Origin of the sequence: Stenotrophomonas terrae (assembly GCF_039674165.1) — a bacterium.
Lineage (GTDB): Bacteria > Pseudomonadota > Gammaproteobacteria > Xanthomonadales > Xanthomonadaceae > Stenotrophomonas > Stenotrophomonas terrae_A.
The window spans coordinates 118,337-139,636 of record NZ_JBDJMY010000004.1; the positions used below are offsets into that span (position 1 = coordinate 118,337).

20 protein-coding genes are annotated in these 21,300 nt (G+C 63.8%); 11 read left to right on the forward strand and 9 right to left on the reverse strand.

Features of this window, described 5'->3' with window-relative positions; all coding sequences use genetic code 11:
• Positions 1 to 20: 20 nt before the first annotated feature.
• Positions 21 to 887 carry an AraC family transcriptional regulator gene (locus tag ABE493_RS03210; protein ID WP_346497217.1) on the reverse strand — a complete coding sequence of 289 codons (867 nt, stop codon included), beginning with the start codon at positions 885 to 887 and terminating at the stop codon, positions 21 to 23.
• 139 nt (positions 888 to 1,026) lie between these two features.
• Between ABE493_RS03210 and ABE493_RS03215 the strand changes: the two genes are divergently transcribed.
• Positions 1,027 to 1,404: an SRPBCC family protein gene (locus ABE493_RS03215; protein WP_346497219.1), complete on the forward strand. Its 378-nt coding sequence runs from the start codon at positions 1,027 to 1,029 to the stop codon at positions 1,402 to 1,404.
• A gap of 52 nt (positions 1,405 to 1,456) precedes the next feature.
• Here ABE493_RS03215 and ABE493_RS03220 read toward each other — a convergent pair whose 3' ends face one another.
• From ABE493_RS03220 to ABE493_RS03230, 3 genes are all read right to left on the reverse strand, one after another.
• The gene (locus tag ABE493_RS03220) at positions 1,457 to 1,753 is read right to left on the reverse strand and encodes a hypothetical protein (RefSeq protein WP_346497221.1); all 297 of its coding nucleotides are present in this window, start codon (positions 1,751 to 1,753) and stop codon (positions 1,457 to 1,459) included.
• A 31-nt stretch (positions 1,754 to 1,784) separates the two neighbouring features.
• On the reverse strand, positions 1,785 to 2,426 hold the full coding sequence (locus tag ABE493_RS03225; RefSeq protein WP_346497223.1) for a CDGSH iron-sulfur domain-containing protein: 642 nt from the start codon (positions 2,424 to 2,426) through the stop codon (positions 1,785 to 1,787).
• Positions 2,427 to 2,606: 180 nt separating this feature from the next.
• Positions 2,607 to 3,449: a class I SAM-dependent methyltransferase gene (locus ABE493_RS03230; protein WP_346497225.1), complete on the reverse strand. Its 843-nt coding sequence runs from the start codon at positions 3,447 to 3,449 to the stop codon at positions 2,607 to 2,609.
• 287 nt (positions 3,450 to 3,736) lie between these two features.
• On the opposite strand from ABE493_RS03230, the gene ABE493_RS03235 reads away from it, so the two are divergent.
• Complete coding sequence (locus ABE493_RS03235; protein ID WP_346497227.1) at positions 3,737 to 5,239, forward strand: SulP family inorganic anion transporter; 1,503 nt, start codon at positions 3,737 to 3,739, stop codon at positions 5,237 to 5,239.
• Between the two features lie 407 nt (positions 5,240 to 5,646).
• On the opposite strand, the gene ABE493_RS03240 is transcribed toward ABE493_RS03235, so the two are convergent.
• Positions 5,647 to 7,395, reverse strand: a complete 1,749-nt coding sequence (locus tag ABE493_RS03240) for an acyl-CoA dehydrogenase family protein (protein ID WP_346497229.1) — start codon at positions 7,393 to 7,395, stop codon at positions 5,647 to 5,649.
• A gap of 183 nt (positions 7,396 to 7,578) precedes the next feature.
• Between ABE493_RS03240 and ABE493_RS03245 the strand changes: the two genes are divergently transcribed.
• Positions 7,579 to 8,541 (forward strand): hypothetical protein, encoded by a 963-nt coding sequence (locus tag ABE493_RS03245; RefSeq protein ID WP_346497231.1) that lies wholly within the window; start codon positions 7,579 to 7,581, stop codon positions 8,539 to 8,541.
• Positions 8,542 to 8,728: 187 nt separating this feature from the next.
• Positions 8,729 to 9,799, forward strand: coding sequence for a chitinase (locus tag ABE493_RS03250; protein ID WP_346497233.1), 1,071 nt, complete (start codon positions 8,729 to 8,731; stop codon positions 9,797 to 9,799).
• Between the two features lie 146 nt (positions 9,800 to 9,945).
• Here the strand turns inward: ABE493_RS03250 and ABE493_RS03255 are convergent, their stop codons facing one another.
• Positions 9,946 to 10,254, reverse strand: coding sequence for a hypothetical protein (locus ABE493_RS03255; RefSeq protein WP_346497235.1), 309 nt, complete (start codon positions 10,252 to 10,254; stop codon positions 9,946 to 9,948).
• A 121-nt stretch (positions 10,255 to 10,375) separates the two neighbouring features.
• Here ABE493_RS03255 and ABE493_RS03260 point away from each other — a divergent pair, with 121 nt between their 5' ends.
• Positions 10,376 to 11,149 (forward strand): lytic transglycosylase domain-containing protein, encoded by a 774-nt coding sequence (locus ABE493_RS03260; protein WP_346497237.1) that lies wholly within the window; start codon positions 10,376 to 10,378, stop codon positions 11,147 to 11,149.
• Between the two features lie 270 nt (positions 11,150 to 11,419).
• Here ABE493_RS03260 and ABE493_RS03265 read toward each other — a convergent pair whose 3' ends face one another.
• The gene (locus tag ABE493_RS03265) at positions 11,420 to 11,881 is read right to left on the reverse strand and encodes a hypothetical protein (protein ID WP_346497239.1); all 462 of its coding nucleotides are present in this window, start codon (positions 11,879 to 11,881) and stop codon (positions 11,420 to 11,422) included.
• An 87-nt stretch (positions 11,882 to 11,968) separates the two neighbouring features.
• Between ABE493_RS03265 and ABE493_RS03270 the strand changes: the two genes are divergently transcribed.
• A complete protein-coding gene (locus tag ABE493_RS03270; protein WP_346497241.1) occupies positions 11,969 to 14,050 on the forward strand; it encodes a gluconolaconase in 2,082 nt (693 codons plus the stop codon).
• An 82-nt stretch (positions 14,051 to 14,132) separates the two neighbouring features.
• On the opposite strand, the gene ABE493_RS03275 is transcribed toward ABE493_RS03270, so the two are convergent.
• Together ABE493_RS03275 and ABE493_RS03280 are read right to left on the reverse strand one after the other, a co-directional pair.
• A complete protein-coding gene (locus ABE493_RS03275; RefSeq protein WP_346497243.1) occupies positions 14,133 to 17,165 on the reverse strand; it encodes a TonB-dependent receptor in 3,033 nt (1,010 codons plus the stop codon).
• 381 nt (positions 17,166 to 17,546) lie between these two features.
• Positions 17,547 to 17,921 (reverse strand): YciI family protein, encoded by a 375-nt coding sequence (locus ABE493_RS03280; RefSeq protein ID WP_346497245.1) that lies wholly within the window; start codon positions 17,919 to 17,921, stop codon positions 17,547 to 17,549.
• 164 nt (positions 17,922 to 18,085) lie between these two features.
• Here ABE493_RS03280 and ABE493_RS03285 point away from each other — a divergent pair, with 164 nt between their 5' ends.
• The 5 genes from ABE493_RS03285 (at position 18,086) to ABE493_RS03305 (ending at position 21,235) form a co-directional block, all read left to right on the forward strand.
• Complete coding sequence (locus tag ABE493_RS03285) at positions 18,086 to 18,517, forward strand: YciI family protein (RefSeq protein ID WP_346497247.1); 432 nt, start codon at positions 18,086 to 18,088, stop codon at positions 18,515 to 18,517.
• Between the two features lie 30 nt (positions 18,518 to 18,547).
• Positions 18,548 to 18,988: a VOC family protein gene (locus ABE493_RS03290; RefSeq protein WP_346497249.1), complete on the forward strand. Its 441-nt coding sequence runs from the start codon at positions 18,548 to 18,550 to the stop codon at positions 18,986 to 18,988.
• On the forward strand, positions 18,985 to 19,392 hold the full coding sequence (locus ABE493_RS03295; protein ID WP_346497251.1) for a VOC family protein: 408 nt from the start codon (positions 18,985 to 18,987) through the stop codon (positions 19,390 to 19,392). Before ABE493_RS03290 ends, ABE493_RS03295 begins: the two co-directional genes overlap by 4 nt.
• A gap of 13 nt (positions 19,393 to 19,405) precedes the next feature.
• Positions 19,406 to 19,762: a DUF1428 domain-containing protein gene (locus ABE493_RS03300; RefSeq protein WP_346497253.1), complete on the forward strand. Its 357-nt coding sequence runs from the start codon at positions 19,406 to 19,408 to the stop codon at positions 19,760 to 19,762.
• Between the two features lie 222 nt (positions 19,763 to 19,984).
• On the forward strand, positions 19,985 to 21,235 hold the full coding sequence (locus tag ABE493_RS03305; protein ID WP_346497255.1) for an RNA polymerase sigma factor: 1,251 nt from the start codon (positions 19,985 to 19,987) through the stop codon (positions 21,233 to 21,235).
• Positions 21,236 to 21,300: the final 65 nt, after the last annotated feature.

Here is a 21,300-nt window from a genome sequence, read left to right on the forward strand (position 1 = left end):
AGTTGCAGGGATGAAGCCTGTCATGTGCTGGTCGCAACGGCACCTGCAGCAGGTTTGCAAGGTTGGCCGGGCGACATGCGGAAGCCACTTGGCGTTGTGCCCAACTCCCGGCGGAAGCGCCGGTTGAACTCCGAGATATCACCAAAGCCGGCATCCAGCGCAATCTGCAGCACGCTCTCATCGCCGTCGCGCAGGCGTTGTGCGGCCTGACGCATGCGCTGTGCGAGCATGAACTGATGCGGCGTGGTTCCGGTAATGCGTTTGAACTCGCGCAGCAGATGGGCAGGGCTCAGCGCTACATGTTGAGCAAGAGTGGTCAGCGACAGCGGCTGCTGGTAGTTGGACATCAGCCAATGCACCAGTTCCTGCACGCAGCGTGTATTCCTGGCACGCGCCGCGTTCGAGGCGGAGACCAAACCGCTGCAGCCGGCATGCCGGGACATGACCGTTTCCAGCAGTTGGAAGGCGAACGCTTCTATCTGCTGCGGGTTCTCGACCACCTGGTCCGCGTGCGGCAACAGGCCGGGGCCACATTGGCGGGGGGCGAACGCTGCCTGCTTGAAACGCAGCGGGCGTGCGCCGGGCAGGGCGGCGACAACCGCTTCCTGCACTGCAGGCTCAAAATGAAAGGCAAGGCAGCGGTCGCCGCGGCTGTGTTGGTGGCCGCATTCATAACAGTCACCCGGATTGCCCAACAGGATCGCGCCGGGCACCAGAATCGACATGCCACAACGGTTGCGGTAGCCGAAGCTGCCTTCCAGCACTACCGCGATGCTGACCCCGGCATGCTGTTCTTCGAAGCGGGGATCGGTGGGGCCGGCGCTGCAGGTCATCATCGCGCTGGACCAGCCCGGGCCGCTGCCCAGCGGCTGTGCGATCAAGGTCATTGCATCGGTTCCATCAATTTTCCCCAAGATCGTATCCCAGCCTGAGCGCAGCATCCGTGTCTGCATCCCAGAAGCGCGGATGCATCACCCAGGACAACAAGGAGGCGGTTGGATGGCAACAATATGGTGGGAGCAAGCGGTGGCGGTGCCGGCAGCGGTCGCCTGGGCGGCCTTGCGCCGCGTCGACAGGGCGCAGGTGTTGTTCAGCCCGGTGCTGGTTGATGGCTGCATGCATGGCGATGTCCGCGAGTTGGTGTTTGCCAGTGGCCTGCAAGTGAAGGAGCGTATCGTCAGCGTCGATGAGCACAGGCGGCGCGTGGCCTATAGCGCGCAGGGCGCGCCCTTTGAACATCATTCCGCATCGATGCAGGTCGTGGAGGACACGCGCGGCGGTTGTCGATTGATCTGGGTAAGCGACTTTTTGCCCGATGCGCTGGAGGAGGCGGTCCGGCCCTTGGTCATCGAGGGAGCCGCGGCGTTTGCGGCAAACCTGGAAGCGGGCCGGTCACTGGATTGAGCATGAGCGGCCGCACCGGAGGCATATTCGTTGTGGCCGCTGCCCGCTGAATTCAGTCCTGCGTATCGGATTCGATCTCCAGCACCGCACCCAGTCTCTCGGCCAGGGCCTGCGCGGCGTCCAGCACGCGCGCCCGGCTTTCGTCGTTGATGGTTTCCACCTGGATCAGATAGGAGCCGGGGCCTTGGTTGTCGCTCAGGCCCGCCGAGCTGCTGTCCTCATCATCGGCGGCAAATGCGGGTTCGGTGATGTCTTCGGCTGAATCCACATCGTCCATGCCCTTGAGCATGTCGAGCATGGCCTGGGTGACGGCTTCGTCGGCGGTGAGGCGGAGTTCGAGGTTTGCCATGTAAATCTCCTTGCGGACGTGAGGGGACGGCTTATTCACCTTCGGCCTGGAAGCCCACGTTTCGGTGGCTGCCATCGCAGAAGGGCTTGTTGTTGGAATGACCGCAGCGGCACAGCCAGGTTTCACTTATGCGGTGCAGGGTACGGCCGGTGCCGCTGACCACCTCGAGGTTGCCGATGACGTGCAGTGGGCCGTTCCGGGTCGGATTGACCTGCAGGGGGCCATCGCGTTGCGGCAGTGCCTCGGATTTCTGTTCGGCCGGCTCGCCGCTGGCGGTGAAGCCACAGTCGACATGGCGGTGGTCGCAGAAAGGCTTGTTGTGCGATTCGCCGCAGCGGCACAGGGTTGCGCGCATGCCTTCATCCTTGCCGGCAATGCGCAGCGGTGCAGTGAAAGCCAGCGGGCCGTTCTCGCGGATGTGCACCAGGTTGACTACCGGCGCGGGCTCGTTGTGGGAGCCGTCGTTGTATTCGTAGCGGATGGCGCCGGAGGGGCAGTTGCGCGCGATCAGCTCCACTTCCTGCGGGGCGACCGCATCGGGGTGGATCCATTCGCCGACCACGTTGGGCACGAACACATCCGGATGGCTGAGCACGCAGTTGCGTGAGTGGATGCAACGCTCGCCATCGAAGTGGATGGTGACGGTTGTGCCGCGTACGGTTTCGGTTGCCATGGGCTGCCTCCGCTTCGGAAAGCACAGTGTCGCGCGCGGGACGTTAAGGCGGGGCGTATGCAGCCATGTCTGCTTGTAGGAGCGGCGTGAGCCGCGAAGCAAGGGCCAATGGAACAGCTATCGGGCTGGGGCTTCAGAAGGTAAGCGCTTCGCGGCTTATGCCGCTCCTACAAAACCCGGTTATTTGCGTACAGCCAGCACCCCATCCAGCGCCAGCTCGGCCTTGAAACCGGCCTTCTGTAGGCGGGTGGCCACTTCGCGCGGTACATCGCGGCCGCTGGTGAGCTTGTTCGGCGCGCCGGTGTAATGGAACAGGCGGCCGCCTTTGCGCAGCACGCGCGCCAGTTGATCGTAGAACACCTGCGAGTACAGCTCGCCGGCAATGCCGAAGCGCGGCGGATCGTGCAGCACCGCGTCCATCGAGGCATCACCGATGTGTTCGATTTGTTTGGAGATATCGCCGTGGGTCAGTTGCAGGCGGCCAGCGGTGTGCTCGCCTTCCGGATCCGGCGACCACGGGTTGAGGGTGCGCAGCCAAAGAACTTCGGTGCTCTTTTCGAAGGAGCGTATGCCAGCCACGCCTTCATCCAGGCAACAGGCGGCGAAGTAACCCATGCCGCCGCAGGTATCGAGCAGCTGCTTGCCGCGCGGCGCCACCAGCGCCACCTTGCGGCGGGCATCGTCCAGCGGCGAGATCTGCGCGCTGACCAGCATCTTGATGCCGTCGATCTCGAAGGTGGGAATGCCCCAGTCAGTGGGTACCAGCTTGTACAGGCCGCTGCCAAAGCGCGAGGCCGCGCTGAATTCGTCGCCATCCCAGTAGTAGATGGTGCGGTCCTTGAGCTTGGCCGGCCACGGGTAGTGCTGGCCGCCGTACTGCCAGCCATCGGCGCTGAGGCTGACCGTTTGCTGGCTGCGGCCCAGGTCGAGCGAGGCGCTTGCTTCGCTGTTTCCCTTCTTCAGGGCGCTTTCCAGCTGCTCGAGCAGGGGGCGGGTCAGCAGGGGGCCGGTGTAGTGAGGCATGGGGATGGCAGTGATGCGGGGGAGGGAATGCTACCGCAGGGAGGGTTTTGGGTTTTTTTGTTCTTGGCGAAGAGCCCCCTCCCCAAGCCTCCCCTTTGCTTCGCAAAAGGGAGGGGCAGAACTCCCTCCCTTTGCCGCAGGCAAGGGGAGGGCCGGGGAGGGGTAGCTTTGGATGTCCGCCCCAAGCCAACCAGCGTTCAGCCGCCATCAGCAGGCATAATTTGCGCCCCTCCCTTCGATTCCGCCCGCTCCGCCGCCTTGCCCGTCGGTGCCGGCGGCCAGCCCGTATGTCCTTCCTTCATTCTGAACTGGCGCAGTGGCGCGCCCATCCCCTGCGTGAAATGTTGGCCGGCGCCGTGGCCACCTTTGCGCTGATCCCCGAGGTCATCGCGTTCTCGTTCGTGGCCGGGGTGGACCCGCAGGTGGGTTTGTTCGCGTCTTTCGTGCTGAGCATCGTGATCGCGGTGTTCGGTGGGCGGCCGGCGATGATCACTGCGGCTGCCGGTTCGGTGGCGCTGGTGGCAGCGCCGCTGATCAGTGCGCACGGCCTGCCCTATCTGTTCGCCGCAGGCCTGCTGGCCGGCGTGATCCAGATCCTGTTCGGGGTGCTGCGGTTGGGCGTGTTGATGCGGTTTGTCAGCAGTTCGGTACGCACCGGCTTCGTCAACGCGCTGGCGATCCTGATCTTCGCCGCGCAGCTGCCGCAGCTGCACGGTGCCACCGCCGCCACTTGGGCGATGCTGGCGCTGGGCCTGCTGGTGATCTACGGCTTGCCGCGCCTGCCGCTGCCCGGCGTGCGCGCGATTCCTTCGCCCTTGATCTGCATCGTGGTCTTGAGCGTGTTGGCAGCGTGGTTGAAGCTGGATCTTCCCACCGTGAATGACCTGGGCAAGCTTCCCGAGGCGCTGCCGCAATGGATGGGCTTGCCGTCCTTGCCGTTTGATCTGCAAACCCTGCGCATCATCGCGATGCCGGCCCTGGCCATTGCGATGGTGGGTTTGCTGGAATCGATGATGACGGCGCGCGTGGTGGACGAACTCACCGACACACCCAGCTCCAAGAACCGCGAGTGCACCGGTCTGGGTGTGGCCAATATCGCCGCCAGCCTGTTCGGCGGCATCGCCGGCTGCGGCATGATCGGGCAGACCGTGGGCAACGTGAAGTACGGTGGCCGCGGACGATTGTCGACGTTGTTTGCCGGCGTGTTCCTGCTGGTGCTGATGGTGCTGTTGAAACCGTGGGTGGGGCAGGTGCCGGTGATCGCGCTGGTGGCGATCATGGTGATGGTCAGTGTGTCCACGTTTGACTGGCGCAGCCTGGGCGCGCTGGTGCGGCATCCGCGCCTGTCCGGCGTGGTGATGCTGGCGACGGTGGCGGTGACCCTGGGCACGCACAACCTTGCGGCGGGTGTCGGTGTTGGCGTGTTGCTGAGCGGCGTGTTCTTTGCACTGAAGGTGGCGCGTCTGCTGCGTATCGAGCAGCAGGACCAGGCCGATGGCAGCGTGCGCTATGCGGTGAGCGGGCAGGTGTTCTTTGCCTCGGCGGATGCCTTCATCGATGCGTTTGATCCGCGCCTGGTGCAGGGGCGTGCGGTGGTGATTGATCTGTCAGCGGCACAGCTGTGGGATATCACCGCGGTGGCGGCGTTGGAGAAGGTGGTCAGCCGCTATCGTCATCACGGCATCAAGCCGCGCGTACTGGGGCTGGATCGGCACGGGCGGGCGCTGCTGCGGCGCGTGCTGCGTGAGGGTGATCTGGCCGTAGAGGATGCGCCAGCGTCAAGCTTGTAGGAGCGGCGTCAGCCGCGAAGCTGGTAAAGGCCAATGGCGGCACAGTGTTCGCAATTGCATGGCTGCCCGCAGCTGAGGGCGCGGTGGTTTCGCGGCTGACGCCGGTCCTACAGTTGTCGGGTGGCTGGATTGCCGGTGTAGGAGCGGCATAAGCCGCGAAGCTGATGCTGTTGCCGGTTGTTGAGGTATCTGCAATTGCAGTGGCTTCCGCAACGGACAGCGCGGTAGCTTCGCGGTTTACACCGCTCCCACAATCGTCGGGTGGCTGGGTTGCCTGTGTGGGAGCGGCGTCAGCCGCGAAGCCGGTGGTGATGCCAGTTGTTGAGGTATCTGCAATTGCAGTGGCAACCGCTACGGACAACGCGCTGGCTTCGCGGCTTACGCCGCTCCTACAAATAAAAGCTGGGTTACATCACATCCCAGGCGTAACCGCCGCGCTCCAGTACCGATGCCGCCAGCGATTCGACAATGTCGTCTTCGTTGCGCTCCAGCCCGCGTACGTTGCGCGCCATGCGTCGGCGCGCCTGGCGGGCAAACAGGCGGGCGATCTTCACTGCGTCGTCGGCTGCCGGGTGTCCCGCCTGCAGCAGGCTCTCCACGCGCGACAGTACACACAGCCCGACAAACAGATCGATGGCGATATCGGCCACGCGCTTCTGTGCATGCTGCTGGTCGGCGATCTTCTTGCCGTGCTTGCGCAGCAGCCGGTCCGATGCCTTCGAAAGTTCCACCGTGTACTTCTCGCACAGGCGCGCCAGTGGCCGCAGCGCGTCGTTGATCGGTGCGCGAATGCGGCCGGTGCCGTAACCGGTGGCTTCGCGCACACGGCGGCCGGCGTAGTCGCTGAGCACGCCGAAGCCCTTGATCGGGTCGTTGAAGATGCCGCCAACCGCGCTTTGCAGTTCGCTGAGGGTTGCGCCCACGCCCTTCAGTCCATTCAGCGCCACGTACAGGCGCAGGATCTCGTTGGTGCCCTCGAAGATCGACAGGATGCGCGTATCGCGGGTCATCTGCTCATACGGCAACTCGCGCATGAAGCCGTTGCCGGCGGCAATCTGCAGGGCTTCGTAGCAGCTGCGCTGCACCGCCTCGCTGGCGAAGATCTTGCTCATCGCCGCTTCCACCGAATAGTCGGTGCGGCCGCTGTCGATTAGATGCGCCACCATCCACACCGTGCTTTCGGCAGCGAAGCAGTCGGCAGTCATCTGCGCGATCTTCTCGCGCACCAGCCCGAACTCGGCAATCGGCTGACCGAACTGCTTGCGCTCGCTGGCCTGTGCGCAGGCCATGCGGATCAGCGCACGCATGCCGCCGACGGCGCCACCGCCCAGCCCGGTGCGGCCACTGTTGAGGATGTTCATCGCCACCTTGAAGCCCTTGCCCACCAGGCCCAGTACATTGGCCGCCGGCACGCGTACCTCGTTGAAGGCAACGGTGGTGGTGGACGAGGCGCGGATGCCCATCTTGTCCTCGTGCGGGCCGTGGCTGACACCCTCCCAGCCGGCCTCGACGATGAAGGCGGTGACCTTGCCTTCCGGTGTGTCGGTGCGCGCGAACACGGTGTAGAAATCGGCGATGCCGCCGTTGGTGATCCAGATCTTCTCGCCGCTCAGGGTCCAGCTGCCGTCGTCGTTGCGATGGGCCTTGGTGCGGATGGCGGCGGCATCGGAGCCGGCGCCGGCTTCGGTCAGGCAGAACGCGGCAATCATCTCGCCGCTGGCGAGCCTGGGCAGATAGCGCTGCTTCTGCTCGTCGTTGCCGAACAGCAATAGCCCCTTCATGCCGATGGAACTGTGCGCACCGATGGTCAGCGACACCGAGCTGTCATGGCTGCTGGTCTGGCCCAGTACCCGCGCATAGGCGCCGTTGGACAGCTCCAGTCCGCCGTATTCCTCCGGGATGATCAGCCCGAACAAGCCCATCTCACGCAGCGCCTGGATGAACTCCGGCGGCTGCTCCGCGTCGCGGTCGTATTGGCGCAGATCGGCGGTCTTGTCGGCCAGGAACTGGTCGATGGCATCTGTCATCGCGCCCAGCATCTCGCGGTCACGTTCGCGGATCTGCGGATAGGGGAACAGCACATCTTCGGCGATATGGCCGAAGAACAACTGCTTGGCGATGCTTTCATCCAGGTTCTGCGCTGCAACGGTATTCACGTACGGCTCCTTGGGTGCGGGCGATGACGGCCTTTGTTGAATGATGGCCCACTCTTGCCGCGGGTTCACCCATTCGCAAGGCACAATCGTGGAACTCGTTGCGCTCTTGTCGGTCTCTGAACTGTGCGCTTGTACCGTGACAGGGCCGGTTACCGCCCTGCGTTGTGTGGCTGATGGAGTTGCATGCGTTCTGACCGTTCCGCCGAGCCGCTCTGGATCCGCCTGACTGCCGCGGTGATTGCCTTGGCATTCATGGCCGGGCTGGCGCGGCTGATGCTGCAGTTGCCAACGCTGAACGTGGTGGAAGAACAGACGCGGATACAACTGCGTTGGCTGTTGCCGGCTCACGCTACAGACGAACAGCCGCAGCCGCGTTCAGCGCCGCTGCCGCGTTTGGTGCAGGCAGACATCGCTCAGGCCGCTGACGCTCCCACGTCACCGTCAGCGCAAGCGCAAGCACCGGCCATGCCTGCGGCGCCCGCAGAACCGGCCGCATCGGCGCCCTCCCAGGCGGCATGGTCGCAACGTCTTTATGGGCGCGATGGCAGTCTGGCGGTGCCGCAGGGCGCTGCGGCATCTGCGCAGAAGAATGCTGCGCAGCGGTTATTCGAGCATCGCGATGAATTGGCTACGGGCGTGGGCGAGCGGCCGTTGGAGAAGATGGTCTCCGGTATGTTCGAAGACAAGAAAAAGCCGCCGACGCTGGGCGAAATGGGCGCGCGCTTGATCCACGGGCGGGACATCCAGCCGGCGCAGGCGCGGCGTCCGCCGGATATCGCGTTCAATCCCAGCCTGCACGAGCGCCCGTCTGATCTGGGTAGCGAAGCCACGGGGGATGCCTACAAGGCCGCACCCATCCGCTACGAGAAGGCGCCGGACATGAAAGGCGAGGCCAGCCGTCGCATTCGTGTCGCCATGGGGGCGTTGGAACAACGCTATCCGCGTTGCAATGGCGAGCAGCGCCGACGCTGGCTCGGCACCGCGCAACAGCATCTGGACGCCTTGCAGCGCGTGGAGTACCGCTACAACAACGGCGCCGATCCCGTCGAAGCCGAGCACAGCCTGCTCAGCGCGGCCGACAGTGCCTACGACCTGGCACGGCGTGCACTCTGGGACGCGGAGCGGCGCATGAAAATGTGCACTTGAGCGCAGGTCATCGCAGGCCAGTGGCGAGCCTTGTTGCCGACATTGGCAGTTCCGGTTGATGCGGCCGTATGTCACCCAACGGACAAACCGGGACAAACCAGGACGACTTTCCTAAGTTGTTGTCTTTGAATGGCTTTTTGCTGGATTTGCATGCCTAGAATCGGGCGTCTTCCATTCTGGGGTTGTGATGAAGTCGATCAGTGTGTTGTTTTCCGTATTGGCGCTTGTTTCCACATTCGGCTGTCAGGCAACGTCCAAGGCCGCTGCTGCGACCGGCGCGGGCGTTGCGCCCGGCCACAGCCATGCGCTGCCCAAGCATGCGTTGGTGGGTTATCTGCACAACTTCGACAATGGCCAGGGGCTGTTGCCGGTGGCCAAGGTGGATGACAGTTGGGATGTGATCGTGCTGGCGTTCGCCGATGACATGGGCGAGGGCAAGGTGGCGTTCAACCCGGACCCGGCGCTGGATCGCACTCAGTTGATCGCGGACATTGCCGCCAAACGTGCGCAGGGCAAGATCGTGGTGCTGTCCTTCGGCGGTGAGCTGGGCACGGTGACCTTGAACACGCAGCGCGATGAAGACAACTTCGTACGCACCACCGCCGATGCCATCAACACCTTCGGCTTCGACGGCATCGATGTCGATCTGGAAAAAATCGCCGGCGTGGTGCACGGCGCGCCGGTGATCCCGCACCTGGTGTCCGCAGTGAAGCGGCTGCATGAGATGTACCCGAACCTGTATGTGTCGATGGCACCGGAGCATCCCTATGTGCAGGGTGGGCTGGTGTCGATGGACGGTATCTGGGGCGCCTATCTGCCCTTGATCGACGGCCTGCGCGACGAACTGGACCTGCTGCACGTGCAGCTCTACAACAACGGCGGCCTGCCCACGCCCTATCGTGCCGAGAAGTACCCGGGCGGCAGCGTCGACATGATGGTGGGCTCGGCCAAAATGCTGATCGAAGGCTTTGAGCTGGCCGGCGGCAAGGGACGGTTTGCCGGGCTGCGCGCGGACCAGGTTGCACTGGCGTTGCCGTCAGGCCTGCGCGCCGCCGGCAATGGCTATGCGACAGCGACGGATATCAACCGTGCCTTCGACTGCCTGACCACTGCTACCCAGTGCGATGAGGTGAAGCCCAGCCAGCCGCGTCCGGATTTCCGTGGCGTGATGACCTGGTCGATCAACTGGGATGTGGCCGACGGCCGCGCGTTTTCCGAGCCGGTAGGCCAGCATCTGCGGGCGGCGCGCGGCCGCTGAGTGTGTGGGGAGCGTGTGCGCGTGGTGGTGCTGGACGTGTGCCGGAACGCAAACGTAGACGCTCCCTTTCATTCAGTGCCACGCACCGGCTTGCGCCCAACATGCGCAGGCCGGTGCAGGTGAAGAGGGCTGGGACAGCAGCCGCCTTACTGCACCTGGAAGTGCACCAGGGTTACCAGCTCGTCACTGCGGAAACCCGGATACAGGCGCTGCATCACCGCCAACAGCCCAGCCGGGGTACGGCATGCAGGGTCATGTTCGTCGCGCAGATCCGCTTCTTCCAGCGCATCGAAACTGCGCAGTTCGGTGTGCAGGGGCAGGGGACCCAGCTGCCCCCCTTCGCCCAGTGCGATGCAGGCCTGGGTCACGCCATGCCAGCGGGCGCCACGCCGTACGCTTGTGTTGCGCCCGGTATGGAACTGCGGGTTGTCGAAGCCTAGCAGGGGTACGCTCATGGGCTTGGGGCAGGAATGGAAAGCGGCTGTTCATTCTGGGCGCGATTGGCGTATTTTTCATCACCTGCCGTTCAAGCATGCAGGCTCAGCATCGTCCTCCTTCTGTTGATGGAATCCGGCCATGCCGCGCGCGGCTGCGCTTGTGCTGTTGCTGCTGATCTACGGGCTGTGCGGGCCGTTGCAGGCGCGCACGGTGTACCGCTGTGTGCAGAAGGCCACCGTCAGCATGGCCACTGCGCCCGAGCCCGGCTCTGTCTGCAAGGCCATCGAAATCGACGACAACGCCGTGCAGACGCCCAATCTATGGGGCAATTTCGGGGTGTTCAGCGGCACCCTGTACGAGCGTGAGCAGGACGGCAAACAGGTTTATTCCACCCGCAATCTGCCGGGCTCGACGCCTTACCTGCGCTTCACCGTGGCCACGCCGCCGGGCGAGCCCGCGCATGCCGGGCTGGGGCGGGTGGGTACACCGCAGTTGAACCGTCATGCACCGCAGTTCCGCGCTGCCGCCAAGGCCACCGGCGTGGATGATGCATGGCTGCGTGCGGTAGCCCATGCGGAAAGCGCGTTCGATGAAAAAGCGGTGTCGCCCAAGGGCGCGCAGGGTGTGATGCAGCTGATGCCGGAAACCGCGAGCGAGTATGGCGTAAGCGATCCGCTGTCGCCGGCGCAGTCCATCAACGGCGGTGCGCGTTACATGAAATCGCTGCTGCGTCGTTACAACGGTGACCGGACCTTGGCTGCGGCAGCCTATAACGCAGGCATCGGCGTGGTTGCGCGCTATGGCGGCGTGCCGCCGTATGCGGAGACGCGGCAATACGTGGACAAGGTATTGGCCTTGTACGGCCGGTATCGCGAGGCGATGGGAACCGGGCCGGAGCGGCCGGCGTTGTAGTTTGATTGTTGGGGGTTGGAGTTGGAGTGGGGCGAAGGTGACTTCACAGTTGGAGTTGGAGCCGGGAGCCGGGAGCCAAAGCCAAAGCCAAAGCCAAAGCCAAAGCACCCCTCCCCAACCCTCCCCTGCGCTGCGCGCAAGGGAGGGGGTGATAGTGCAGTGCTGACGCTTTGGCTTGAGCTCCCTCCCTTTCGCCGTAGGCGAAGGGGAGGGTTGGGGAGGGGTGCTTTGGCTTTGCGGTTGTTCCCGCTTTCGCCCCCAGCTTCCCCCTCAATCCACCCCAGCCTCAAGCAAGCGCAACTGCTGCCACCCCACGTGATGCATCAACTCGCGCACCACCACCAGGGCAGCAACGAAATTCGCCCGCTCCGGCAGCCCCATGGACTTGGCTGGCATGCCGGACGCTACCTGCGCCAGCTGGTTGAATGCCCGTTCCACCTCTTCAATATCCAACTCCCAGATCGGCTGTTGCGGGTAGCCCAGCACGCCCGGCAAGGGCGCAAGCGCTGGATCGGCACATTCCAATACCTCCAGCGAATCCTGGCGCAGGGCCGGAATCCAGGGCATGAGGGCATCCTCGATGCTGGCGATGGCCTGCTCCAATGCCTGTTCCGACGGCGGAAAGTGCTGCAGGCCCGCCTCCAGCAGCGATGACAGCGACAGCGGCAGGCTGATGTCGGTGGTTTGCCCGGCGCGCAGCCGGATCAGGTCTTCTTGCAGATACAGGTGCATACACTTCTCCAGCAGGCAGGGCTTTCGGCGGTTCCGCCGCGGGCCGTGAGCGTCTATCGTGCCGGGTCCGCAGTTGGTTGGGTGTACATGGATCGCAAACATTGGGTAATGGCCGTCATCGTCGTCACCGCTGCCGCCTTGGGTGCCAGCTTCCTGTGGCCGCCCACGGCGCCCGAACCGGCAGCGCCACCGGCGACACCGCTGGGCTGGCAGGCACGGATCGATCTGCTCGGCGGTGACGGGGTGGCGGGCAACGCTGCCGGCACTGCCGCGCAGACCCGCTTCAGTGATCCCTGGGGCCTGGTGATGGGCGGTGGCGTGCTGTTCGTAGCCGATGCCGGTGAAAACAACCGCATCCTGTATCGCGGCCTGGATGGCCGCTTCCAGCTGCTGGCAGGTAGCGTCGAGGGCCTGGCCGATGGTCAGGGCAGTGCGGCGAAGTTCAATACGCCCTCGGGTATCGCCTTGGACGCGCAGGGCAACCTGTATGTCGCCGACACCGGCAACCACGCCATCCGCAAGATCAGCACGCAGGGGCTGGTCAGCACGCTGGCGGGCAATGGCAGCCCCGGTTTTGCCGATGGCAACGGCGCACAGGTGCGCTTCAACGGGCCGATGGGGGTGGCAGTTGGGGCCGATGGCCGCGTCTATGTTGCCGATACCTGGAACGACCGCATCCGCGTGATTGCCACCGACGGCACGGTCACCACCTTGGCCGGCGGCGCGCAGCCGGGCTGGGAAGATGGCCCCGGCGCGCAGGCGCGTTTCGATACGCCCACCGATCTGAAGTTCGACGGCCACGGCAATCTCTGGGTTGCCGACCTGCAGAACAATGCGCTGCGCAGCATTGATGGCAACGGCATGGTCAGCACCCGTGTCGGCATGCCCAATGCCGAGCGCGTGCTATGGGGGCCGATGACGCTGGCGATCACCCACGACGACGTGGTCTATGTGGGCGAACGGCAGACTGGCCGCGTGGTACAGCTGTCACCGCATGGCCACATCGTCGCCGTGGCCGGCAACGATGCCCTGCGTTTTGCGCGCCCGGCCGGGCTGGCGCTGGCGCCGGATGGCAGCCTGCTGTTGAGCGATGCCGATGCCTATCGCATCCATCACCTGGTGCCACGCACGGCAGACATGCCGGAGGTGCCGCCGGAGCTCGGGCCATCGGCGGACAACCCCTTGCCAGCAAACCAGGGCCGTTGGCCACTGGCACCGCAGTCGGGCTGGCACGAGGTGACCGGCACCCTGGGCGAGGTGCGCGGCAACTTCAGCGGTGAGAGCAGGCACCATCTGCACAGTGGTTTCGATGTGCGCGGCGACGTCGGCCAGACGGTACTGGCCATCGCCAGCGGCAAGGTCAGCAGCCCGGCTTCAACCTGGACCCTGGGCGGGCAGGCCGAAGGCTTGTCGCTGGACAAACTCGATTACATCCACATGAAGGTTGGCCGCGACGCATCCAACCGCGCGCTGGACCCGGCGCGCATGCAACTGGTGTACGACGACAGCGGCCAGCTCGATCGTGTGCGCGTGCGTCGTGGCACCCGCTTCCAGCCCGGTGATGCGTTGGGCAGCATCAACAACCAGGCGCATGTGCACCTGGCGGTGGGGCCGTCCGGCTATGAGCGCAATGCCGTGCGTCTAGGTTTCTCGAACTATGCCGATCATGTTGCGCCGAAGATCGACGACATCGCCGTGCTCGACGCTGACAATCAACGCCTGGTCGAAAAAGTGGATGGGCGTCTGCGCGTGCCGCGCGATGGCGCCGGCCTGCAGCTGGTGGTGGAAGCCTGGGACCAGGTCGACAACAACCTGCCGCGACGCCGGCTTGGCCTTTACAGCCTGGGCTATCAGATCCTGGACGCCACCGGCCGCGCGCTGCCCGGCTACGAGCAGCCGCGCACCAACATCATCTTCAATCGCATGCCGCCGCAGCGCGAAGCGGTGAAGCAGGCCTATGCCGCCGACAGCGGCATCACCGTGCACGGCAGCAGCAGTACCCGCTTCCGCTATGTGCTGACCAACACCGTGCGTGACGGGCTGCTGGCCGGCGTTGCGCTGCAACTGGCCGAACTGCAGCCGGGCAATTACACGATCCGGATCAGTGCCAAGGACTTCAGTGGCAATGAGGCGGTGGCAGGGCGTGAGCTGCAGTTGCTGTTGCAATGACGGATAAAAAAACCCCGGCGCTGGGCCGGGGTTTCAAGTACTTCATTATTACAGAGAGATTGCGTTGTTGCGGTAGTTCAGATCAGAAGTCGTACGACGCGGTCAGACGCACCGAACGCGGCGCGGTGTAGTAGGTGCCCATGCCGTAGGTGTTGGAAACTGTGTACGGGATGTCGTCCTCGTACTGCGCTTCGGATTGGATCTGACGCAGCTGGTTCAACACGTTGAACACATCCAGGCCAAAGGCCAGCTTGTGCTCGGCGAACGCCGGGCGATACATCACGCCCATGTCCAGACGCGTGGTCCACGGCTGGCGTCCAGCCTGGCCGGGGCGCGAAGGTGAACCGTTGCAGTAGTGGTACGAGGAGTAATAGCCGCCAGCCGGATCGCTGCCGTCCGTACCGTAGAAGCCCAAGCAGCTCTTCGGCATGCCGGAGGTGACGCGCAGCGTTGCCGATGCGGTCCACTCATCGTTGAACTGATAGGCGCCATAGCCTTTCAGCTGATGACGACGGTCGTTGGCCAGATAGCCGCCTGCATATTCCATCAGGTACGAGCTGTCCCAGTCCTGGGTCTTGGCGACGTCATCCTGGCCGATGTCGGACTTGACCTGACCTTCGGTATTGCCGAAGTTGCGCGACCAGGTGTAATCCAGGCGGCCGTACCACTTGTCGCTCAGCGGGTGCTCGACGAACAGATCCACCGCGATGTACTCGCGCTTCGCTTTCTGGCCGTGGTAGCCCCAGTCATTGCCGCTCATCTGGAACGCGGTGTAACCCGAGCCATCGATGTGCTTGGCCATGAACGTATTGGTCTTGCCCGGGTTGAAGATCACGCAACCGGGAACATCCAGGTTGGCCGTGTCCACGCCTATCGAATCGAGCTTTTCGTACATGCGATCGGAATCGCAGGTGTCGTCGATGGCGGTCTGCAGGCGACGGTAGGTGAACTTGGCGCCGGTGTTCCAGGACTCGCCAAGGGTCTTCTCGAAGCCCAGGATCAATTCATCCTGGTACTGCGACTTGAGGTCGGTCGGGGCGACCGACAGCGGGTCGGGTGCCTGGCCATATTCGTTGTTGGTGGAAATGGGGCCCGGGCCCATTGCCGTCAGGTCGATCGGATTGCCGTTGGCATCGATGCCACCGTACGTGAAGTATTCACGCGTGTAGGTCGAGGCTGAGGCGCCGCGGATGGCAACGCTGTTGGGCAGGGCCAAGTAGTAGCGGCCCAGGTTGGCGAACACCTTCAACGAGGAGTCACCGAAAACGTCCCAGCTTGCGCCCAGACGCGGTGCCCACTGGTCGCCACTTTCAACATAGGCGATAGCGTCGCTGTTGTAGTTGGTGAATTTGTCGTTGCGGATACCCAGCGTTACCAGCCAGTTCGGCGTGACCTGCCAACGGTCTTCCAGGTAGTAGGCCTTCTGGTCGACCGACATGCTGGTGGTGGTGGAGAAAATGTACTGTGCAACGTAGTAGCCCTCGCCACCTGGGGCAGCAACACCGGCACCAGCGTTCGGGGAAACATTCGGGTCGCTGGCCTTGCTGTAGATCCACGCGTAGCCGGGGCCCGTCATTGCCTGGCCTTCGTTGTGGCCGTCGTAACGCATGTTGTCGATACCGGCGGTCAACTCATGGTTGCCGATACGGTACTGCAGGTCCATGCGCAGGCCGCGCGTCTTGCTGCCCGCATCGCCCGCCTTGGTGTACAGGTCGGGCTGGTCGTTGCGGATCGGCGAGCCACCGGTCAGAGCCGTGTTCTGGTTGCCTGCACCGCTGATGTAGGGGTTGAGTGAATTGCCGGGGTTGGATTCCAGGTTGCTCTGCTTGCTGCGGCCCCACACTGCGCTCAGCGTCAAGTCATCGGTCAGGTAACCGGTGTACTTGAAGATGTCGAAGTCATCCTTGATCTTGATGGTGTTCGGGCTGGCGCCGGTACGACCGCCTTCTGACAAATCGTCGTAATCAAAGGCGGTGTAGTAGCCGGCCTGACGGTCCGTGTTCTGCACGCGGGTGTATTCCAGCGTGTTGCTGTCGTTGATGTTCCAATCGATCTTGCCGTAGAACTTCGGCGCGCTGTAGCTGTAGTTGTTGCGGGCCTGCTGTGCGGATGCAACGCTGTTGGTGGACACGCCGTCGGTCTTGTCCGACTCGGCCGCCAGGTGCACGAACAGACGATCTTCGATCAGCGGACCGCTGACGTAGCCGCTGGCCGTGGTGCGGGTGGCAGTGTCGTTGTTGCGAGAGCGGTACAGCGTGCCTGGCAGGCTGTCGTCGGTGTAACCATAGCCATCGGGCAGCTTACGGTTCGGGTAGTACACGTCACGGGGTGATGCCGCCAGCGAGTCCGGCGCCCAGGTGGTCTGGACACCGAAGTGCCACTCATTGGTACCGCGCTTGCCGAGCTGGTTGATCACGCCGCCGGTGGAACGGCCGTAACCTGCGCTGTAACCACCGGTATAGGTTTCCTGCTGGTCGATCGAGCCATAAGGCAGGCTGACGCCACCCAGATTGCTCAACGGATTGGAGGCATTGAAGCCGTTGAGGTAGTACGCGTTCTCGGTGACGCTGGAACCGCCGAAGGAGAGTACAGAGCGCGAACCATTGGTGAACGCGCTGCTGCCGGCGACCACACCCGGGGCAAGCAAGGCGATGGCTTCAGCACTGCGGCCCAGCGGCAGCACATCCAGCTGTTCGGAGGTGATCACCGACTTGGAAACGGTGTTGCTCACGTCGATCTTGGGGATGTTGGCGGCAGTGACAGTCACCGCATCCAGCGTGGTGGCGCCTTCGCCACCGAAGGAGACTTCGGTACCCGCGCCGACGCGCAGCAATACGTTCTCGCGCTTGTCCAGGACCTGGCCATCACGCTCCAGGCTGATCGAGTACTTGCCCACCGGCAGCGAGCCGAGGTTGTAGCGGCCATTGGCATCAACCGCAACGCTGCGCTTGAGGCCGGATTCGTTCTGGACGGTGATGGTGGCACCGGCGGCAGAGGGGGCGTTGCCGAACAGGGAACCGGTGGTGCTCTGGGCAGCGGCGGCGCCGATGACCGAGGTCAGGACGAGGGCCAGCGCGGTGCGCTTGAGCCGGGTGACGTTGGTGCTGCGGGTCATCAAATTTCCTTCTCTCATTGATTTGGCAAACTGCTGTTGCAACCGCGCTGCACTGAAATGTAGTTTTCGTTACAGCTGAACGAAATCTTAATTTCACTTGAATGCATTTTGCAATATCAGCTGAAACTAATTTCAAGACATTGATTTTTATAAATAAAAATAGTGTTAATGAGAGTTTGTTCGCATTCATTTTCGCAGCTCTCGCTTGCTCGCATCGCCGTTGCGCTGAGGCCCGGTGGTGTTTGGGGCACAAAAAAACCCGGCAAGTGCCGGGTTCGGAGGAGGCATGAACATGTGTGGGGAATCAGTGCGGACAGCGTGCTCGACCTGCCTGCCGCGGCCCTCGTGATCGGCCGTCAAGGCCTTGCTGGCCCATCGTGATCACGCCCCAACCCGCGCCCGCTCAACGGCCATGTCAGCCACCGCCCGTACCTCGATGCTGCCGTAAGCCGCCCATGGGAACTGTCTGGCGATACGCATCGCCTCATCCGCATCAGCGGCCTCGATCAGATTGAAGCCGGCCAGGATTTCGCGGGTTTCGGCGAAGGGGCCGTCGGTGACCTTGCTCTGACCCTGGCGGCTGCGCAGGGTCTGGGCGCTGTCCGCTGGCTGCAGCCGTTGGGACATCAACAGGGTGCCCTTGGCCTGCAGTGCGTCGGCGTGTTGGATGCAGCCACGCATCAGGACGTCGTACTCGTCGGCGGGCAGGGCTTGCCGCAGTTGCGGGTCGATGTAGATCAACAGCAGGAATTTCATGTGCCCAGCCTCTTACGAATAGGGGCACATCATGTCGCATCCAACCTGCTGCGTTGCCGCATGAATTGATTCATAAAAAATCGACGCAGCCGTGTCGAGATTGCCTGTGTTGGTTCGTCGTACCTGTTGTGAAGCGGGCATTCCGCCTGCAACGGAGTACGGCGATGAAAGTGATGGTGTTGGTGAAGGCGACCCCCGAGACCGAAGCCGGGGTCATGCCCACGCAGGAAGAAATCGCGGCGATGGGCGCCTTCAACGAGGAACTGGTCAAGGCCGGCATCATGCTGGCCGGCGAGGGTTTGAAGCCGACTTCGCAGGCGGCGCGGGTGCGCTTTGCAGCCGATGGTCGCAGCGTGATCGACGGCCCGTTTGCTGAAACCCGCGAACTGGTGGCCGGCTTCTGGCTGTGGCAGGTGCGCTCGCTGGACGAGGCCATCGAGTGGCTCAAACGTGCCCCGTTCACGCCTTCCAATGGCAGCGCGGTGGAGGTGGAAATCCGCCCGTTCTTTGAAGCTGAAGATTTCGGCGCGGCCTTCACCCCGGAATTGCAGGCGCAGGAGCAGCGTCTACGCGAGCAGATCGAGCGCAACAACTGAACCCCAACCCCGAGCAGCAGGAGCAGGACAATGAAATTGATTCCGTTTTTGGGCTTCAACGGCCAGACCCACGAAGCGATGGCGTTCTACGCCAAGGTGCTGGGCGGTAGCGTGGTGGCGGAAACGAGTTATCGCGATATGCCGATGACCGACGAGATGAAAGGCTGCGGTGACATGCCGGTGGAAACCCTGGATTGGGTAGCCCATAGCCAACTGGAAGCCAAGGGCGCGGTATTGATGGCCGCTGACAGCCCGCAAGGCGCCGGCCCCAGTGCCACCACCATCAACATCGACGTGGACAGCATCGACGAGGCCGAACGCATCTTTGCGGCGCTGGCCGAAGGCGGGCAGGTGCAGATGGCCTTGGGCGAAACCTGCTGGGCGCACCGCTGGGGCATGCTGCTGGACCGCTACGGCAAGCCGTGGATGGTCAACTGCATGAAGCCGATGCCGGCGGAGGGCGGAGCATGAGTAATCCGCAGATGATCTTCGTCAATCTTCCGGTGCGTGATCTGCAGGCGACGCGGACGTTCTTTGCTGCCTTGGGTTACAGCTTCAATCCCCAGTTCAGTGATGACAACGCGGCCTGCATGGTGATCAGCGACAGCATCTTCGTGATGCTGCTGGTGGAACCGTTCTTCCAGACGTTCACCGTGCAACCGCTGAGCGACGCACGCCGCCAGACGGAAGTGATCATCGCGTTGTCGGCCAGCAGCCGTGGAGCGGTCGACGAAATGCTGGAAAAGGTTCTGGCTGCCGGTGGCAGCGAGCCGATGCCGGCGCGCGATTACGGCTTCATGTATCAGCGCGGTTTCGCCGACCTCGATGGTCACCTGTGGGAAGTAGCCCATATGGATGGCGAGCCCGGCCAATAACCAGGAGACGATCATGGCTTACGTGGACGGATATGTGTTGCCGGTACCCAGCGCCAGGCTTGATGACTACAAGCGTATGGCGCGCAAGGCCGGCAAGGTGTGGAAGGAGCACGGTGCGCTGGCTTATGTCGAGGCAGTGGCCGAGGACGTGAAGCCCGGCAAGCGCACCTCGTTTCCGCAGGCGGTGAAGCTCAAGGAGGACGAGGTGGTGGTGTTCGCGTACGTTTTGTTCCGCTCGCGCGCGCATCGCGACAAGGTCAATGCCAAGGCGATGGCCGATCCGCGGCTGGCAGGCATGAGCCCGAAGGACATGCCGTTCGATGGCAAGCGCATGTTCTGGGGTGGCTTCCAGCCGTTCGTGCAGTTGTGAGCCTTTGCGCTCTTGCCTTCATGTAGCGAAGGAGGCTTTCGCACCCTCCCTTTCGCGTAGCGAAGGGGAGGGTTGGGGAGGGCTTGGCTGTTGCTCCCTTCTGCGCTTCAGCAATGGACGTTCTTGAATCGGATACTTCGCCCGCTTCGCGGCTTACGCCGCTCCTGCAAGAGCGTTGTCCGCACTTGCAGCAGTCGCATCGCGATGCTCTGATCGCTGCCTATGACCGATCCACAACTGCAGCGGCTGCTCGATACCTTATGGCGCATGGAATCGCCACGTCTGGTCGCGCGCCTTGCGCGCATGCTGGGTGACCTCGACAGTGCCGAGGAACTGGCCCAGGACGCATTGCTGGCGGCGTTGGAGCATTGGCCGGAACAAGGCATCCCCGACAATCCCGCCGCCTGGTTGATGGCCACCGCGCAACGGCGTGCCATTGATCGGCTGCGGCAACGGCGCCTGCATGCGCAGCGGCAGGCACAGGTCATCGACGAACAGCAGGACTACGCCATGGGCGCGGAACAGTCCGAGCATCTGGACGACATCGGCGATGACCTGCTGCGGCTGGTGTTCGTCGCCTGCCACCCGGCGCTGCCCGCCGATGCGAGGGTGGCGCTGACGCTGCGTCTGCTGTGCGGCCTGAGCACCCATGAAATCGCCCGCGCCTACCTGCAGCCCGAGCCCACCATCGCCCAGCGCATCGTCCGCGCCAAACGCCTGCTGGCCGAGCGCAAAGTGGCGTTCGAAGTGCCGCGCCGGCAGGAACTGCCGCAGCGGCTGCAGTCGGTGCTGGACGTGGTCTATCTGGTGTTCAACGAAGGCTATGCCGCCAGCAGTGGCGAGGACTGGGTGCGCCCAGCGCTTTGCGAAGAAGCGCTGCGGCTGGGCAGGGTGCTGGTCGGTTTGATGCCAGACACGGTATCGGTACTCGGCTTGCTCGCCTTGATGGAGCTGCAGGCCTCGCGGCTGCGCGCGCGGGTGGCTGCAGATGGCGCGGCGGTGCTGCTGCTGGATCAGGACCGCAGCCGTTGGGACTGGCTGCAGATCGCCCGTGGTCAAGCTGCGTTGACGCAGGCCGTAGCGCTTGGCGGTGCAGACGATGCCTACGTGCTGCAAGCCGGTATCGCCGCCTGCCACGCCCGCGCCCGCCAGGCCGAACAGACCGACTGGCAGGCCATCGCTGCGCTGTACGGTCGCCTGCTGGAGGTGATGCCCTCGCCGGTGGTGGAACTCAATCGCGTTGTGGCGGTGGCGCAGGCGCAGGGTGCGGCGACGGCTTGGTTGTTGCTGCAACACCTGGTCGATGACCCGCAGCTGCAGGGTTACGCGCCGCTGCAGGCGGTGCGCGCCGACCTGCTGGCCCGGCTTGGGCGTGCCGCCGAAGCGCGGCAGGCGTTTGAACAGGCAGCGGCTTTGAGCGGCAATGCGCGTGAGCGCGAGGCCCTGCTGGCCCGCGCGGCAGCCGTGCAATAAGGCACTGCACGCCTTCGCGCGTGGCTGGCTACACTCCGGGGGTTGCCTCACCACTGGAGTACCGC